This window comes from Streptomyces sp. NPDC002306 (assembly GCF_053593435.1).
On the sequence record NZ_JBSFCK010000072.1, the window covers coordinates 1 to 15,194 of the forward strand.

Genomic DNA, 15,194 nt, shown 5'->3' on the forward strand with positions numbered 1-15,194 from the left:
GACCCATGGCCAACACCGCATTCACCGACCCCGACCACCTCACCCGCACCCTCCGCCGAGGCCTCGCCCACATCCAACGCCACCCGGAACTCATCAACGGCTGCCTCACCGAAACCGGCCTGACCCTCCACCCCCGAACCTAATCCGACAAGGTCAGTAACGGCGCCTCGACCCGACACCCATCTCGAGTTAGCCTCTAACTTCAGTTAGTCACTAACAATTGGAGGTTCAGATGTCGGATACGACTGTTGTCGTGGCCGGGGCGGGTCCGACAGGGCTTGCCCTGGCTTGCGCGTTGAGGGCGAGCGGGGTACCGGTCCGGGTGGTGGACAAGGCGAAAGGCCCCTCGGTGACTTCGCGAGCGCTCGGGTTGCAGCCGCGGGGTTTGGAAATCCTGGACCGTCTCGGCGCTTTGGTGGACTTGCCGCAGCGGTCGGTGCACATCGGGCAGGTGATCGCCCATATCAATGGCGAGCCCATGGCACGGCTCAGAGTCGGCCAACGCACCAAGCTGGTGACCAGGCCTGGCCTTATCATTTCCCAGGCCGAAGTAGAAGCCCAACTCCGGCATCGACTCCGTGAACTGGGTGTCGAGGTGGAGTGGGGGCGGGAAGTACTTGCCGCTGACCAGAACAGTCAAGGCTTGACCTTAGGCTTGGCTGACGGACAGATGCGCGCCGACTGGCTGGTGGGATGCGACGGCGCACACAGTCAGGTGCGCACGGCAGCAGGCATCAGCTTTCCGGGAGTTGCCGTCATCGAACGCTTTCTGCTTGCCGATGTAAGGGCGGAACTACCTCTGTCCCGCGACGCAGTCTCAGTATGGTTGCGCGGCGACCAGATAGTGGGAGTCTTCCCGCTGCCCGGTGACAACGTGTGGCGCTTGATGGCTCCTGCATCTGCGGATATCACCGAAGGTCTTGCGTCCGATCGTCTGCTGGCTGTGCTGACTGGGTTGCTTGAGGATCATGCACGTATTCCCGCTGTCATGGTGCACGAGGCGCTGTGGACCTCCACGTTCCGTATCCACCGCCGACTGGCGTCCAGTTACCGACGCGGCCGAATCCTATTGGCCGGGGATGCTGCGCACATCCACAGCCCACTCGGTGGGCAGGGCATGAACACCGGCTTGGGCGACGCTGAGAACCTTGCTTGGAAACTTGCCCTCGTCGCCACCGGCCGGTCCGGAACTGCGCTGCTGGATACGTACCAGGCCGAGCGGCGGCCGATCGCGCAGGAGGTATTACATTCCACCAGCACCATGACCCGCATGGTTGTCGGAGAAACTCGCCTCGCCCGGGCGGTGCGCGACCGTATTTTTGTCCCGCTGATGAACCGTCCGACGGTTCAGCGGCTGATCTGGGAAAAATCCTCCCAGCTGAAGATCACCTACCGCTCCGGCCCGCTGGCAACCCGCTCCCTGCCCGGTTGGGTCACCCGTGGCCCTCACGCGGGCGATCGAGTGCTTGACCTCAAATGCACCCGGGAAGGCGGCAGCCCCACACGTCTCCACGGGGAACTGGGATCACACTGGGCGCTTGTCCTGCCTACCGCTGGCGAGCACCCGTGCACAACCGTAGCCCACCAGTACCTCGGCAAGACCGGCGCAGTAAAAGTGTTGACCTCCGTTACCAACCTTCATGGCCAGCAGGTCATGTTGGTGCGGCCTGACGGCCACTTGGCCTGGCGCGGCACATCGCCAGCCGCATTGGCCCAGTGGCTGACACGCGCATTCGGTTACACTCAGTGATAAATCCGAGGGTCGCCTGACGTGAACGAGTGAAGGGAAGATGGACCGTGGAGCCGCCCCCGACCCTGCCGATGAGTCTGCGTGAACTCAAGAAGGCACAGACACGCCGGACCATCCAGGAACATGCCCTGCGACTGTTCCTCAGCCAAGGGTACGAAAACACCACTGTTGAGGAGATCGCGGCCGCCGCAGGAGTTTCCCACATGACGTTTTTCCGTCACTTCCCCACTAAGGAAGCCGCTGTCGAAAGCGACGACTACGACCCGTTGATCATGCGTCTGATTGAGCAACGCCCTTCGGAAGAGGGTCCGCTCACCGCCTTGCACGAAGCTCTGGGGCAGGGCCTGGCTACCATCTATGCCGCCGACAAGGAAGCGCTCCTGGTTCGTACCCGTCTTGTCCTGCAGACGCCGGCATTGCGCGCCCGGGTCTGGGAGAACCAGTACGTCACCGAGCGTCTCTTCGCCGAAGCCCTCGCGGCCCGACTCCAGACAGAAATCACACTGAGTACCCGAGTTCTCGCCGCAACCTCGCTAGCCGCTCTCACCACGGCGCTCACCCACTGGGTAGAAAGCAGCGGGATCGAAGACCTGCCCTCACTTGTGGACCAGGCATTCCGCACCTTGCGCAGGTCAGGCGACACCTCCGACGACCAAACGGTGCAGTGAAGCCGACCACTGGCCCTCAGCGCCTGCTGCTGCCAAGCGCAAGCAGGCTGGTAACGCGGCACGCTACCCGGCGGCGATCTTCGCCGTGTGGTGTGTTCGCGCAGGTACACCACTGCCACCGTCGCGCGTTGGGACGGGCGGAACTTGCAGCGCCGGTCACCCTCACAGGTGACGACGAGCACGGTCACCCACTCCACAAGCGCATGCGGCAAGTCGAGTGCGGCAGGACAGATGACCAACGAGGCCCCCGAGCAGCGTAGTTGAGACGAAAGACATCTCGATCAACAACTCGGGGGCCTCGCATGCTGCGGCCCTGGGCCATCACCCGATCGGCGGCCAACTCGAAGAAGCTCAATCACCACCACGGCGTCTACCGAACTCAGCCCCCACGCGATGGCCTGCCAGAACCCAACGCAATCCTCACACCACGCAACACTCGGCCGACCCCGCAAAGACACCTGCCAGCGATACAGCCTGACCGCGACGCATCCACGAAGCCTTCTCAGCCTCGCTTGCGCACTCATCTGCTGGCGACGCCTCCAGCCACGCTCACCCAATCGAGACCCCCGTCCGATCAGCACCCCCCAAGATCGGAACAACAACAGCCACTTTAACTATCCCCTACTCATATAGATCAAACCAGCCCGGACTACCCTCCCATAAGACCACTGAGCACCGCGACTGCAACAAACATGGCAATATCACTCCATTGCAATTTCGGCGCCATTTCCCTAATGGAGAATGTGTTGAAACTTCAGACAGCTCGAAAATTCACAACAGCGATTATCGCCTCCAGTTTCTTCTTTCTGGGCATCGAGTCCGAGGCTGTGGCGACTGCACCCGTTTTCTCAAACTTTGGCTGCAGCACTAATGTTGAGTCTCGATCTGAGAGCGGCACCGTAATAGCCATGCATTACACATGTTTTTTCAAGGATACCGCGAACGGGAACGATATATACTTTCGCTCCTGGGTATCTGAAACCATGCCCCCCATCTCCTTCGCGTCGACTCCCATGAAGTTCACGTGGACATTAGAGACGCACGTCCCGAACCATGCCCCCTCCACCATGGGTGCCACAGTCCACTATCAGGCCCACTGGGATGACTTCGAGAATTCGAATCGTTTCGATACTGGCTATAGACTGATCGCCGATAATCCAGTAAAGGGAAGCTGGAAGCTGATCACCACTGTAGACGAGAATGTCGAACCGTCGTTCGTCGAGAATGACGACGCGACAGACTGCACGGTCTCCGCGTCCGTGGCTTCTTCCATACAGGTTGCGTGCGTCTGAGTATCGGTGCTGGCGCGGTGACTGACGCTCCCTGCGATCCACTGCCCCGTGCTGAACATCCCTGTACCTGCCTGGACACCAGTCGTCAAGGCAGGCAGCGAAAGCGAAATCCGGGACGGCACCTGGGTCGCCAAGCTCATCGGTGATGTCCCGGTGGCTGGCCGAAGGGCATGCGGCTGATCGTCCGTAAGGAACGACCACACCCCAAGGCCCAGTTGAGGCTCACCGACACGAACAACATCCGGCTGACCTACTTCGCCGCCCACACCACCAGCCGACGGATCGCCGAACTCGAGTTCCGCCACCACCTGCGGGCCCGCGCGGAGGCCCCTATCCGCAACGCCGGCCCATCGACTCGCGCAACCTGCTCCTGCATAATGTCGCCCAGATCCGGCTCTGACCCGAAATCGCGCAGACCGCGCGGATCGCTGACCTGGATACCCATCCTCTCCCTGACAGGCAGGCAAGAAACACAAGAGCGCACAAGAAGAAGGAAAGGTCCGGCTCTGAGAACCGTTGCTGCAGCTGTAGTCAGGTCTCAGCATTCCGGGCATTTCGGCCTGGAAAGTCCGTCACGTCACCAAAGCGTGGGGGCTTGGACTTGAGGACGGTCTCTCGTTTCCGTCTGCCGCTGGTGCGGCAGGGTTGCGCCACCTGCCCGCCCCGCCTCCGCCGTGCGGCGGGGGCGGGTGGCGCGGGTCTTCTGGTCGGCTCCGCGAGGCTTCGGCACCCGCTTGGGGATGTTCTGGTCTCCGCGTTGAACGCCTTGCGCAGCGCGGGCAGCGACCACGGCCGCCACGGCGTCAGCCCGTCCTCCGCGACGCCGTACGTCTCCTCCGCACGGCGCTACCACCACGCCGCCGTCACCCAGCCCACAGCCCAGTCGAACGCAACACGGCCTCCTGGGCGGCGTTCGGGTCCAGGGCGAACCGGAACGCCCTGCACCACGAACCCGGGCTGCGGCTGGAACCTCCTCATCCGGCGGCCTCACTGGCCGGTACGGCCACCGCGCGAGCAGCTACGGCTCCTCGCCGCGCGCCGCCCGTACCGGCGCGCACACAAGGACGTGAGCCCCTCGGTGATGTCGCGCACCAGGTCGTCAGCGGTCCCGGTGGAATCGAGGACGACCAGGCGCCGCCCGCTCAGCCCGGAACCGACCTCGGCGACAGCCAGGCCCAGCCCGTTCGCGCCGGACACGATCCGCGCGGCCTGCCGCTCGAGGTCGGCCTTCTGGTCGGCGGACGACACTCGGCAGTACGTCACCACACACCCGGGCGATTGGATGGCGACCTCGTCGACCAACCACGTCCCGGACGGCGCCTGACGGACCGGGACAGGCATCTTCCCGTCCTTCACCCACCGCCAAGCAGCCTGATGGCTCACGCCGTGCCGACGGGCACACTCCGAAAGCCTCGTCCGCACCGCTTCGTCGTCAGGTGTGGGGAGTTGTCGCAGATGATCGCGATGCGTTTCTCGAGCGGGTGCAGTGAGCGCAGGTATCGGCAGAACTCCAGGAACGTCGATCTGTTCTTGGTCTTCTTGATGTGTCCGTAGAGCTGGTCTTTGCCCAGGTCGTAGGCGGCGAACAGGTGCCGGACCCCGTGTGGGCGGGTGTAGGTCGCCCGCCGCCTCGGCCTGGGCTCGCGGTCGGGGTCCTTGTGCCGGCCGCCGCGTTCGGCCCATTGCCGGCCAGGGTGGGGCTGGAGGTTGAGCGGGCCGAACTCGTCCATGCAGAGGACGACTTCAGGCTCGCCCCGGTCGGGTATGACCTCGCCGTCGGCGATCGCGTAGAGGTGTTCGACGCGGGCCTTCTTGGCCGCGTAGCCGGGGTCGCGTGAGGTTTTCCAGGTCTTCACGCGTTGAAAGGAGACGCCTTCCTCGCGGAGCAGGAGGCGCAGGCCCTCGTGGCTGATGTCGTCGACCACCCCCTCGGCGACCAGGAAGTCGGCCAGCTTGGCCAGGCTCCAGGTCGAGAACGGCAGGCCGTGCTCGGCCGGCCTGGACTTGGCGATCTTCTTGATCTCCCGGCGTTCGGGAAGAGTGAAAGTCCGTGGCCGGCCGCCCTTGTACTTCGGGTAGAGCGAGGCGAAGCCGTCGGCGTTGAAGTTGTGGATCACGTCCCGAACCCGGTCCGCACTGGTGAATGCCACCTCGGCGATCTTGGCCACGGGCATGCCCTGTGCGGATAACAACACCACCTGGGCCCGCCGCCAAGTCACCACCGACCCCGTGCCCCGGCGGATGATCCGCAGCAACCGCCTGCCCTCGTCGTCATCGATCTCGCGTACCCGCACACGCTCAGCCACGTGATCATTCTCGCTGTATCGGACCACCCGACGCAGCAATCCCGCAAAGTCTCAGCACAGCGCGAACGTTGCTTGATGCGGCACTAGCTAGGAACCAGCCGTCCACCCGTCCCCACCGCCAACACCAGCCACCAGAAACGAAACGGCCCACCGACTCCGTCGACGGACCGCCATGCAAGATTGAGGGTGGAGTAGGTAGCGACTACCCATGCACCGCTGAAGCCTTGCAGGTAACTATAAAAACCCTAGTTTCCTGCCCGTCCGACACAGAAAGTCCAAACTTTTCAACCTCACCATAGCCCTCACCTAATTTCACCTTGGCGAAATGATTCGGACCATGAAGCATAATGGACTCGCAGAAGCATACCTGTCCAATCTTGAGAGCCTGCTAAGCGATCCGGAGTATCGAAACTCTCCACGCGGGTTTGCAAGCCAGGAACACGTTGGCGTATCTTTTTCCATCGAGGATCCGAGACGCCGGTTGATTTCAGCGGCCATTCGACGGTCCAATCTTGTATTCAATTTAGCAGAAGCACTATGGTACTTCTCTGGTAGTGACAGCTTAGAGTACATGGCCTACTATGCGCCAGGAATCCGTCGTTTCGTCATGGGCGCGGAGGTGCTTACGGGAACCGCTTATGGGCCTCGGATCTTCGATTTTGGTGGCTGCAATCTCGATCAATGGTCATCGGTGGCTTCTACCCTCCGGGATGATCCTGATAGCAAGCGGGCAGTCATTCAGATCTACCAGCCTGAAGAACTCACCGTGCCCGGGAACCCGGACGTCGCCTGCACTATCGCTCTACAGTTCCTGGCTCGCAACGGTCGCCTCAACTTGGTGTCTTACATGCGCGCCAATGACGCTTATCGAGGAATAGTGAGCGATATTTTCTCGTTCACGTTTCTGCAGGAGCTCATGGCCCGAGAGCTCGGTCTTGAGTTGGGGCGTTATACGCATATGGTCGGGTCCTTGCATCTATACGAGCCTGACCTTGGGCCGGCCCAGCGGATCATTGCAGCTCTTCGTGACGCGCAGGCACCAGGAGATTGCATGTCGGTCATGCCCATGGGTGATCAACGGCCGCATGTTGAGCGCGTAATGCAGATCGAAAAGAGTCTGCGCACCGACGCCATCCGGCTAGGAATCTCTGATTTCAAAGCGCTTGAACTTCCCGAATACTGGCGGCAGGTCGTGGCGATCTTCGAGCTCTACCGTCGCAGCCGGTACGGGGCAAGTATGGATGACGATGAACTGGTGGACGAGCTCGATCCACTCTACCGGTACATGTTAGTCAACCGATTCCCTGATCTTTCCTCTTCATTTCACGCAAAGGCGGCAGCCCGATGACACAGAAGACTGAAAAGCCAGTTGTTTTCATCGGTGGCCCGTTCAAGGGAGCTGTAAACTCTAAAACGGGAGTTCTCGCGCACGGCCTAAGAAACCGATATCGCAGGCTCATCCGCTTCTACGAGGAAAGCGGCTGGGAAGTTCTCAATGCGCACCGTGAAGAGGGGTGGGGCCTGTCGATGGTCCCAGCCGCGGCGTGCACTGAGCGGGATTTCCGCTGGATGAGCTCATGTGATCTCTTTGTGGCTTTTCCGGGAGACCCGGCATCTCCTGGCACGCACATCGAAATCGGTTGGGCAAGCGCTATGGGACGCCCGACAATTCTACTTCTTGAGGAGCAGGGCAAGCATGCAGCCCTGGTGACAGGCTTGGGTGGCGTCGCTCCCGCCACTACCTACCTCACGTACCGTCAGGATCCTGCATTTCTGGCGTCCCTATCGCAAGCCACCGCTGCCCTGGCGGTCCGACTTGGGGCAAACTGGCCGACTGTCCTGGCGAACACGGGTTGAGAAGTGACTGATCATGGCGACTGCACAGATCGTATGCCTGTCAGTCGGATCGTCTGACTCCAGTGGCGGTGCCGGCATTCAGGGCGATGTCAAAGCCTGCACGGCCATAGGTGCATACTGCGCCACTGCCGTGGTGGGTGTCACCGCCCAGAACACCCGGGGCGTGGTTTCACGCGTCGATGTGCCGCTGGGCATGATCGCAGATCAGATTTCGGCGGTGATGAAGGACATTCGCATCGACGCGATCAAGGTTGGTACCGTGTGGAGTGCGGAGGTAATGCATCTTCTCGCGGACCATTTTGAGAATCTTCATGTGCCGATCGTGTTCGACCCCGTGCTGAAGACCTCATCGGGAAGCTCCCTCCAGACGGACGAAAAGGCTCTCAAGACCGCGCGGCAGCGCATGCTCAAAATCTCCACCGTCGTCACGCCCAATGTCGCCGAAGCCCAGATTCTGGCGGATGCTCGGAACGTGAGCCTGCCATCCGCACTGGCAGAGCTTGTGTTTGCCAGAGGGGCTAGAGCGGTTCTCATCACGGACGCGATGGCCCCTCACGGCGGTGACTGGCTGTACGACGGAAGGCAACACCACCCGATCCTTGCCAGGAAACGCCATGTCACTGGCTGTGAGCATGGTGCCGGGTGCGCACACTCCACTCTCCTGGCGGTCCTGCTCGCCCGGGGCTGCGACATTTTGTCGGCTGCACGGGAGGCACACCGAGTGGTGGCCGCAGCCGTCTGCTATGGCGCGGTCAGCGTTGGGACGCAGGACCATCCAGTCGACGTAAGAGCTGGCCTTGTCCAGCTTTCCGCCCGGGGGGACCATGGCTGACGTCGCAGTGGTCGGAGCTGGCGTGGTCGGGCTGTCGACCGCTTGGATGCTCGCCGAAGCCGGTCCAGCGGTGACTGTCTTTGACAGCGGCTCGCCCAACGGTGGCGCTTCCGGATGTGCCCACGGCGAGATCGTCCCCCCAGCCCCGGCTGTCCAACCGCTTTGGCACCAGAGCATCCTGCACTATCAGCGCTTGGCTGAGCATGGCGACTTCGGCTGGGATCAAACCCCGGTTGGCACCCTCGTCATGGCGAGCCAGGGCGAGGAGGACCTGCTGCTCGCCCGGAAGAAGGACAATGACGCGAACCGCGTCGAGGTACGACTGGTCGATGCAGCCGAACTCAAGGCTGTAGAGCCGTCTATCGACCCAGCGGGCGGCAGCGCCCTTCTTTACACCGAAGGGCGCAGGATCAACCCGCACAAGGCCGTGGCTGCCCTGGCGCGGTCCGCTCGGGCAGCGGGTGCCGAACTGAGCGGCGGTGTCACCGTGGTGTGTCTGCGCCGCGCGGCCGGCCGATGGCAGCTTCTGACATCGACCGGCCGATGCATCGAAGCCTCCAAGGTGGTCCTCGCCACTGGCCTGCGCACTGCCCTGCTCGTCCAGGATGTCGGCTGCCGCATTCCCCTGGTCGGTGTGCGCGGCCGGATCCTTCTCACCGAACCCCTGCCGCCCACACTGACCAGGATTGTCTCTGCGGTAAGCGCCGGGTCGGCTGCGCTCGCCGCCACCAGGACCACGCTCAACGGCCTGGCCACCGCTGCGAACGAACCCGCCGCTGTCGGGGCGCTCATGCACCAGCGTCACGACGGCCGTTTCGCCATCGGCGCGTCTTGGTCCCCCTCCCTGTGGCCGGAAGACCGGTTCACGGCCACGCGAATCGCGCAAGGCGCCATTCGCCGAATACCGGCCTTGGTTGACGCAGCCGTCGAAGACAGCTGGTCGGGTGTTCGGCCGTACGCTGCGGACGGTCGCCCGATCATCGACGAAATCGCCGAAGACCTCTACGCATGCTGCGGTCACGGCGGCGAGGGCTTCATCCTCGGCCCAGGCTCCGCCAGCCTGATGTCGCAAATTGTTCTTGACCGTAATGTCGCGAACACCGCGGCCGCGTTCTCAGCCAGCCGGTTCACACAGCCCACGAGTGACGGAAAGAGCGGTAGCCATGTTCCTTGAACACTGTCACAAAACCACCGCCCCGATCTGGCACGCCTACTCCACCCACCCATGGATCGAGGCGATGGCCGCCGGAACCCTGACTCCAGAACAGTTCGCCTTCTTCCAACTGGACGATGGCGCGCATGTGGCGGAGTTCAACCGAACTCTCGCTCTTGGCATCGCCAAGGCGCCTACCGGCCACCCGTGGGCCGAAGCGGCCGCCCATGTACTGGACGACATGTCCACCGTAAGTGAGCTGGAGGAGAAGCGACAGATGCTCCTCCAGTTGGGATATGACGTCCCCACTCAACCGGCCCGCTGGTCGTGCTCTCCCGCCCGCGAGGCGTACGTCAACCACCTAGTCCGCATCGGTTATGAAGGCACACTTCCCGAGATCGCGATGGCATTGTACCCGTGTGCCATGTTCGTCAGGGTGATTGGGAACCGCTTCCAGGACGTCGACATACCCGGCCCCCGCGCTTTCACCATCTGGGCCAACATGTACAAACGTGTCACCCGCACCGAGATGTGCGACCAGCACGCAGCAGTGATCGAAACTGCTGCCCAACGCATGGATCAAACAGAACGGGATCACCTGCTGCAGCTTTACACCCGCAGTCTCCAGCATCAGCTCCGCGTCTTCGACGCCGCCTACCACCAGAGTGGCTCGTGGCCCGGAGGTCAACTGTGCTACGCCCAGCAGGTCATCAAACACGTACCTGACGCGTCGTCGTAGCAGATGCGCCATGAAAGAAGCCATCACCTTCCTGCAAATGACCCACGCCGGCCAGCTCCGGGCGGCCCGGGCGGTGGACGGCCTGTCACTGCGGCGCGCCACCAGTCTCGATGACGTGTCTAACCTCCATAAGGCCATGGGCACGCCGCACCACTGGGCCCGCTGCACTTGGAACGACACCCAGTGGGAACAATGGCTGGCCGACTCCCGACACACGCAGTGGCTGCTGACCCTCAGGGGAGACACAATCGGCGCTCTAGAGCTGGCATACGACGTGGACGGCAGCATCGAAATCGTCGTGTTCGGATTGCTCCCCGAACACACCGGCAAGGGAATGGGAAGTTACGCCCTGACACTGGCGACACGGACCGCGTGGAAAGCAGCCAACTCCGAAAGCAGACTCCCGAAGAGAGTCTGGCTTCTCACATCGAGCCTAGATCACCCCAGTGCACTCCCGAACTACCTGCGCCGCGGTTTCTCTGTCTGGTACACGCAGACGCGAGAACATCCCATCACCCCGTCGGCCTTTGCCCCGTACCGAAAGACTTGTCCCCCATGACCCAACTGCTCGACATTCCGTTCATCAATGTCCTCAACCCCGCGTTCAGCTTCGCAAGTCCCCAAGTCAGCACGGCAAGAGAGCAACATTGGTATGCCCAAACCCCCCTGGGCATCATGGTCCTGCGCTACCAGGAGGCAACAGACCTGTTGGCAGACTCCCGACTGTCTCCCACCGGCAACGGCCACTTGGCACTGCACGGCATCACCACCGGGGCAATCCATCGCTACCTCGGCTCCAACATGTCCAGCACTGTGCGGGACAGTCACGCCCGGTTACGTGCTGTCCTGGCCCCCTTTCTCAGCCCCCGCAAACTCGCCGACGCAAGAGGATTCGCCCTGGCGACGGCTCACGACCTTGCCGGCCACCTGCCGGCCGGCGGGCCGTCCGACCTCATGGCTGAATTCGCCAACCCCCTCGCCCTCGCGGTCTTCTGCCACTTGACAGGACTGCCCGTGGAAAAACTGAGGCGCTACGCTTCAGCTTCCGCCGATGTCGGCCTCGTCTTCGCCCTGTCCCTAGGCGACGAACAACGAAGCCACGTCGAAAAGAGCCTCCAGTCGCTCTTCGACTACATCGAACAGGAGATGGCAGCTGGCCAGGCCCAGCCGGGCACCGATATTATTTCTGCCCTGCTGCACACGGAACTACCTTTGCAGCATCAAATCAGCTTCCTCGTCTCCATCATCATGGGCGGACACGACGCTCCCATGCATCAACTCGGTTGTGCTCTGGTCGCTCTGAGCGAGCACCCTGAGCAATGGGAACTCCTAGCCGTGGATCCCCACCTCATACCCGGCGCCGCAGAGGAATCCTTACGTTGGTCCCCGCACACCCACACGCTCAGATTCGCTCTCGAGAATCTCGAGTACAAGGACCTGTCATTGGCCCGCGGCGATATGGCGGCTATATGCAACTTGTCAGCCAACCGGGACCCGACGGCGTTCGAAAATCCCGACGTCTTCGACATAACCCGGCCGCGTGGAAAACTCCCCCTAGCCTTCGGCGGCGGCTCATTCTTCTGTCCCGGCAGCAGTCTCGGAAAAATGATCATCGAGACCGGTATCGAGGCCCTCACCCAGCGATTCACGCCCCCTGCCGCCGCCAGGAACATCCTCTGGCGGCCAGTCCTCGCGGCGGCTTACGGCCCGCAACACCTGCCACTACACCTACAAGAAAGGTAAGTAACTCATGCGCGCTGGTATCGTCATCCTTCCCGAACAGCGTTGGAGCCAATCCGCCTCCCGCTGGCGCCGCGCCGAAGCCTACGGCTTCGATCACGCCTGGTCCTACGACCACCTCGGCTGCCAACTTGGGGACTTCCTCTCAGGGCCCTGGTTCGACGTCATACCCACCCTGACCGCCGCAGCCCTGTCCACCTCTACCATCGGTCTGGGCACCCTCGTCACCTCCCCCAACTTCCGGCACCCCGTGACATTCGCCCGGCAGGCCCTCGCTCTCGATGACATCTCCCAAGGCCGCTTCAAGCTGGGCCTGGGATCAGGGGGCGGCGGATACGACCGCGTCGTGCTGGGACAGCCCGATCTCTCCCCCGCCCAACGCACCGCCCGTTTCGCAGAATTCACCGAAGTCATGAACGGCCTCCTGACCCATGACCGATTCACCTTCGAAGGCGCCTACTACTCTGCCGTGGACGCACGCAACACACCAGGATGTATTCACCGGCCCAGACTGCCGTTCGTCGTCGCCGCGAACGGCCCACGGGCCATGCGCGTCGCAGCGCGCTTCGGCCAAGCCTGGCTCACCGGCCCCATCGCCGACGAAATCCAGGGCGACCTCGCTGCCGGCTTCGACGGCTGGTGGAAAACCGTCGGCGAACTCACCAACCGGTTCAACGACATCCTCGCCGAAGAAGGCCGCAGCCCAGACAGCATCGACCGATATATCACGCTGGACGGCTCCCCCGTGCTGTCGATGTCCAGCAAGAATGCCTTCACCGAGCACGCTGGCCGAGCCGCCGAACTCGGCTTCACCGACCTGATCACCCACTGGCCCAGGACCAACGGCATCTACCAAGCCAGCGAAACCGTCCTCGAAGAGATCGCCGCCGACGTCCTCCCCCAGCTACACAATGCCCCCTGAACAGGCGACGGCGGACGCCCGAGACACGCACTGGCCGCACCCCACCGTGCGAGGCTCCCGTGTCGTTGAGGGAAATGTTCGAAGTCACAACTCATCGGCACAGGAGGCGTGTTGGCTTCCTGTTCTGCTGCACTCGACCTGCCACACACCCTGGTCGAGTAGGTCACCATGCCTGTCGTCACCCGCGAAAGCGACCAACGCTGCCCACTCCCGCCCCACCAGTGGACACTCGTCGGCCTGGTCTATCTGCGCCGACGCGACACCCTCGCCCAAATGGCCGCTGGTTTCAGGATCTCGGTCGGTACCGCCACGCCTGCACCACCGCGGCAATTGATCTACCGGCCAACCACAGACCCGGCCCCCTGCGCGTCCTGCACGAAACCAACCCCAGCCACCTACTGATCGACAGGACACCACCCGAGCACAACCGGCGTCAACGACGGCCGCGCCGACTACTCCCACAAAGACCAACTGCACGTCATAATCCAAGAACGGCAAGACGTGCCAATCCTGGCCGCCACCCGCCAAACGGCGAACTGTCATCAACACACCACACCATCAACCGCGCGCTAGCCCAAACCAGAACCCCACGCAAGGCGCGCAACCCGACTCACCGCGTGGCACGTCTTCCACAAAACCCCCTACAGCCCAAAACAAGAAACGCTATTCGCCAGGACATCCTCACACCCAGGCAGCAACGCTCAAAACACTCACTGACAAAAATCCATCTTCCAAGCCACCCGGCGGTAACTGTCCGCGGCAGAACCTGCACCATCAAACAACGGCATCATAAGGTGATCTTCCATGAGCATGCAGGTCGACACAACAAGCGCCACAACCGTACTAGCAACTCTCCACGGCACCGTTGACAACACAGTCGAGCGAGTCTTTGACTTCGTCTCCGTCGACGACGTTGTCCTCGCGATCCTCACAGGGCCGACCGCACTGACAAACTATGAAATCATCAACGGACCATGGGGGCGCGTCGGCGCCTCACGCTGGCTCAATTTCCAAAGCGGACTACGCGCGCAAGAAACGATCGATGCCCTCGTCCGGCCCCACTTGTATGCATATCACCTCACACAATTCTCGGGCGACGTCGGTACCTTGACCGACCTGGCCAGCTCACAATGGATCTTCACCCCTGTAGGCACGCGCACCCAGATTGAATGGACCTACAGTTGGAGAGCGTTGAATTCACACAGCCTCGACGAACTGCAGCGCTTCGTATCCCAAACCTGGCTCGAATGGATGACCTCGACCTTTAAGGAAACCCAGCGGCTACTCAAGCGTGACATCCTCGGGCCATAAGACAACCGGATCCGTCGAAAACCGAGGGCACCGAAAGACTCTCGACTACCGCATGCAGGTACCCCCACAGTGAGCTCTTTCCAACCTATTGGCCAGGCTGGGTGGTTGGCCTGACAGACAGGCGAAGCCCCTGGTAGATGGGTTTTTCGACCAAGAGATCCGTCTCCACCAGAAGGCTTCGTGTGCATGTCTGCCCGTCTGGACTGGACCTGCTCAGTCTGCCTTGGGCTTCCTCGCTGCCCGCCTGGGCCGGCACCGCCGTGACATCGGCACCCGATGGCGGTGCCTGCGCAGCAGCCGACAAGCCCTGCTTGCCCTGGCCTACCTGCATACTGGCTTCGGCGTTTCATGGTGAGGCTGGGGTGTCGAGGGTGAGGCCGGTGCCGGCTATGAAGCCGTTGAGGGTGTGGGGCCGTATTGAGGGCGTTTGAGGCGGTTGCGGACCAGGGTTTCGAGTCGGTCGAGGGCTATGACGGCGAGGTTGGCGAGGCTGCGTTTGATGTGTGCCCAGACGCCTTCGACAGGGTTCAGGTCGGGTGAGTAGGCGGGCAGCAGGAACACTGTCAGCCACTCGCGTTCGGCGACGAGGTCCCGCATCCTGCGGGAGACATGGGTGTTCAGGCG

The 15,194-nt window shown here is 62.3% G+C and carries 12 protein-coding genes and 7 pseudogenes; 15 read left to right on the plus strand and 4 right to left on the minus strand.

Features of this window, described 5'->3' with window-relative positions:
- The 3 genes and pseudogenes from ACWCQK_RS40120 to ACWCQK_RS40130 form a co-directional block, all read left to right on the plus strand.
- Nucleotides 1–143 (plus strand): annotated as a pseudogene (locus ACWCQK_RS40120) (IS630 family transposase); the annotation flags it as partial.
- Between the two features lie 89 nt (nt 144–232).
- Complete coding sequence (locus ACWCQK_RS40125) at nt 233–1,750, plus strand: FAD-dependent monooxygenase (RefSeq protein ID WP_451163924.1); 1,518 nt, start codon at nt 233–235, stop codon at nt 1,748–1,750.
- Between the two features lie 47 nt (nt 1,751–1,797).
- Nucleotides 1,798–2,418 (plus strand): TetR/AcrR family transcriptional regulator, encoded by a 621-nt coding sequence (locus ACWCQK_RS40130; protein ID WP_451163926.1) that lies wholly within the window; start codon nt 1,798–1,800, stop codon nt 2,416–2,418.
- Nucleotides 2,419–2,484: 66 nt separating this feature from the next.
- Here ACWCQK_RS40130 and ACWCQK_RS40135 read toward each other — a convergent pair.
- Nucleotides 2,485–2,657: pseudogene (locus ACWCQK_RS40135) on the minus strand (IS5/IS1182 family transposase); the annotation flags it as partial.
- A 495-nt stretch (nt 2,658–3,152) separates the two neighbouring features.
- On the opposite strand from ACWCQK_RS40135, the gene ACWCQK_RS40140 reads away from it, so the two are divergent.
- Nucleotides 3,153–3,710, plus strand: coding sequence for a hypothetical protein (locus tag ACWCQK_RS40140; RefSeq protein WP_451163928.1), 558 nt, complete (start codon nt 3,153–3,155; stop codon nt 3,708–3,710).
- A gap of 155 nt (nt 3,711–3,865) precedes the next feature.
- Nucleotides 3,866–4,051 (plus strand): annotated as a pseudogene (locus ACWCQK_RS40145) (IS1380 family transposase); the annotation flags it as partial.
- A gap of 633 nt (nt 4,052–4,684) precedes the next feature.
- Here ACWCQK_RS40145 and ACWCQK_RS40150 read toward each other — a convergent pair.
- A pseudogene (locus ACWCQK_RS40150) lies at nt 4,685–5,132 on the minus strand (IS607 family transposase).
- A pseudogene (locus ACWCQK_RS40155) lies at nt 5,123–6,016 on the minus strand (IS630 family transposase); the annotation flags it as partial. The pseudogenes ACWCQK_RS40155 and ACWCQK_RS40150, both read right to left, overlap by 10 nt.
- 337 nt (nt 6,017–6,353) lie before the next feature.
- Here ACWCQK_RS40155 and ACWCQK_RS40160 point away from each other — a divergent pair.
- From ACWCQK_RS40160 to ACWCQK_RS40205, 10 genes and pseudogenes are all read left to right on the plus strand, one after another.
- Nucleotides 6,354–7,364, plus strand: a complete 1,011-nt coding sequence (locus tag ACWCQK_RS40160) for a thymidylate synthase (protein ID WP_451163930.1) — start codon at nt 6,354–6,356, stop codon at nt 7,362–7,364.
- Entirely contained in the window at nt 7,361–7,873 is a 513-nt protein-coding gene (locus tag ACWCQK_RS40165) for a nucleoside 2-deoxyribosyltransferase (RefSeq protein ID WP_451163932.1), read from the plus strand. Before ACWCQK_RS40160 ends, ACWCQK_RS40165 begins: the two co-directional genes overlap by 4 nt.
- A gap of 13 nt (nt 7,874–7,886) precedes the next feature.
- Nucleotides 7,887–8,705, plus strand: a complete 819-nt coding sequence (gene thiD / locus ACWCQK_RS40170; RefSeq protein WP_451163934.1) for a bifunctional hydroxymethylpyrimidine kinase/phosphomethylpyrimidine kinase — start codon at nt 7,887–7,889, stop codon at nt 8,703–8,705.
- Nucleotides 8,698–9,879 carry an NAD(P)/FAD-dependent oxidoreductase gene (locus ACWCQK_RS40175; protein ID WP_451163936.1) on the plus strand — a complete coding sequence of 394 codons (1,182 nt, stop codon included), beginning with the start codon at nt 8,698–8,700 and terminating at the stop codon, nt 9,877–9,879. The genes thiD and ACWCQK_RS40175 overlap by 8 nt, the downstream gene beginning before the upstream one ends.
- The gene (locus ACWCQK_RS40180) at nt 9,869–10,597 is read left to right on the plus strand and encodes a TenA family protein (RefSeq protein ID WP_451163938.1); all 729 of its coding nucleotides are present in this window, start codon (nt 9,869–9,871) and stop codon (nt 10,595–10,597) included. The genes ACWCQK_RS40175 and ACWCQK_RS40180 overlap by 11 nt, the downstream gene beginning before the upstream one ends.
- Nucleotides 10,598–10,607: 10 nt before the next feature.
- Nucleotides 10,608–11,156 (plus strand): GNAT family N-acetyltransferase, encoded by a 549-nt coding sequence (locus tag ACWCQK_RS40185; RefSeq protein ID WP_451163940.1) that lies wholly within the window; start codon nt 10,608–10,610, stop codon nt 11,154–11,156.
- Nucleotides 11,153–12,340: a cytochrome P450 gene (locus tag ACWCQK_RS40190; RefSeq protein ID WP_451163942.1), complete on the plus strand. Its 1,188-nt coding sequence runs from the start codon at nt 11,153–11,155 to the stop codon at nt 12,338–12,340. The genes ACWCQK_RS40185 and ACWCQK_RS40190 overlap by 4 nt, the downstream gene beginning before the upstream one ends.
- Before the next feature lie 7 nt (nt 12,341–12,347).
- Nucleotides 12,348–13,259, plus strand: coding sequence for an LLM class flavin-dependent oxidoreductase (locus ACWCQK_RS40195; protein WP_451163944.1), 912 nt, complete (start codon nt 12,348–12,350; stop codon nt 13,257–13,259).
- Nucleotides 13,260–13,427: 168 nt separating this feature from the next.
- Nucleotides 13,428–13,976 (plus strand): annotated as a pseudogene (locus ACWCQK_RS40200) (transposase family protein).
- An 87-nt stretch (nt 13,977–14,063) separates the two neighbouring features.
- A complete protein-coding gene (locus ACWCQK_RS40205; protein ID WP_451163946.1) occupies nt 14,064–14,570 on the plus strand; it encodes an SRPBCC family protein in 507 nt (168 codons plus the stop codon).
- Between the two features lie 346 nt (nt 14,571–14,916).
- On the opposite strand, the pseudogene ACWCQK_RS40210 reads toward ACWCQK_RS40205, so the two are convergent.
- Nucleotides 14,917–15,194 (minus strand): annotated as a pseudogene (locus tag ACWCQK_RS40210) (transposase); the annotation flags it as partial.

Coding starts and splice junctions, on each gene's coding strand:
- thiD (WP_451163934.1), top strand. CDS start 7,887: ATGGCGACTGCACAGATCGTATGCCTGTCAGTCGGATCGTCTGACTCC.
- ACWCQK_RS40125 (WP_451163924.1), top strand. CDS start 233: ATGTCGGATACGACTGTTGTCGTGGCCGGGGCGGGTCCGACAGGGCTT.
- ACWCQK_RS40205 (WP_451163946.1), top strand. CDS start 14,064: ATGAGCATGCAGGTCGACACAACAAGCGCCACAACCGTACTAGCAACT.
- ACWCQK_RS40175 (WP_451163936.1), top strand. CDS start 8,698: ATGGCTGACGTCGCAGTGGTCGGAGCTGGCGTGGTCGGGCTGTCGACC.
- ACWCQK_RS40140 (WP_451163928.1), top strand. CDS start 3,153: ATGGAGAATGTGTTGAAACTTCAGACAGCTCGAAAATTCACAACAGCG.
- ACWCQK_RS40160 (WP_451163930.1), top strand. CDS start 6,354: ATGAAGCATAATGGACTCGCAGAAGCATACCTGTCCAATCTTGAGAGC.
- ACWCQK_RS40195 (WP_451163944.1), top strand. CDS start 12,348: ATGCGCGCTGGTATCGTCATCCTTCCCGAACAGCGTTGGAGCCAATCC.
- ACWCQK_RS40165 (WP_451163932.1), top strand. CDS start 7,361: ATGACACAGAAGACTGAAAAGCCAGTTGTTTTCATCGGTGGCCCGTTC.
- ACWCQK_RS40190 (WP_451163942.1), top strand. CDS start 11,153: ATGACCCAACTGCTCGACATTCCGTTCATCAATGTCCTCAACCCCGCG.
- ACWCQK_RS40185 (WP_451163940.1), top strand. CDS start 10,608: ATGAAAGAAGCCATCACCTTCCTGCAAATGACCCACGCCGGCCAGCTC.
- ACWCQK_RS40180 (WP_451163938.1), top strand. CDS start 9,869: ATGTTCCTTGAACACTGTCACAAAACCACCGCCCCGATCTGGCACGCC.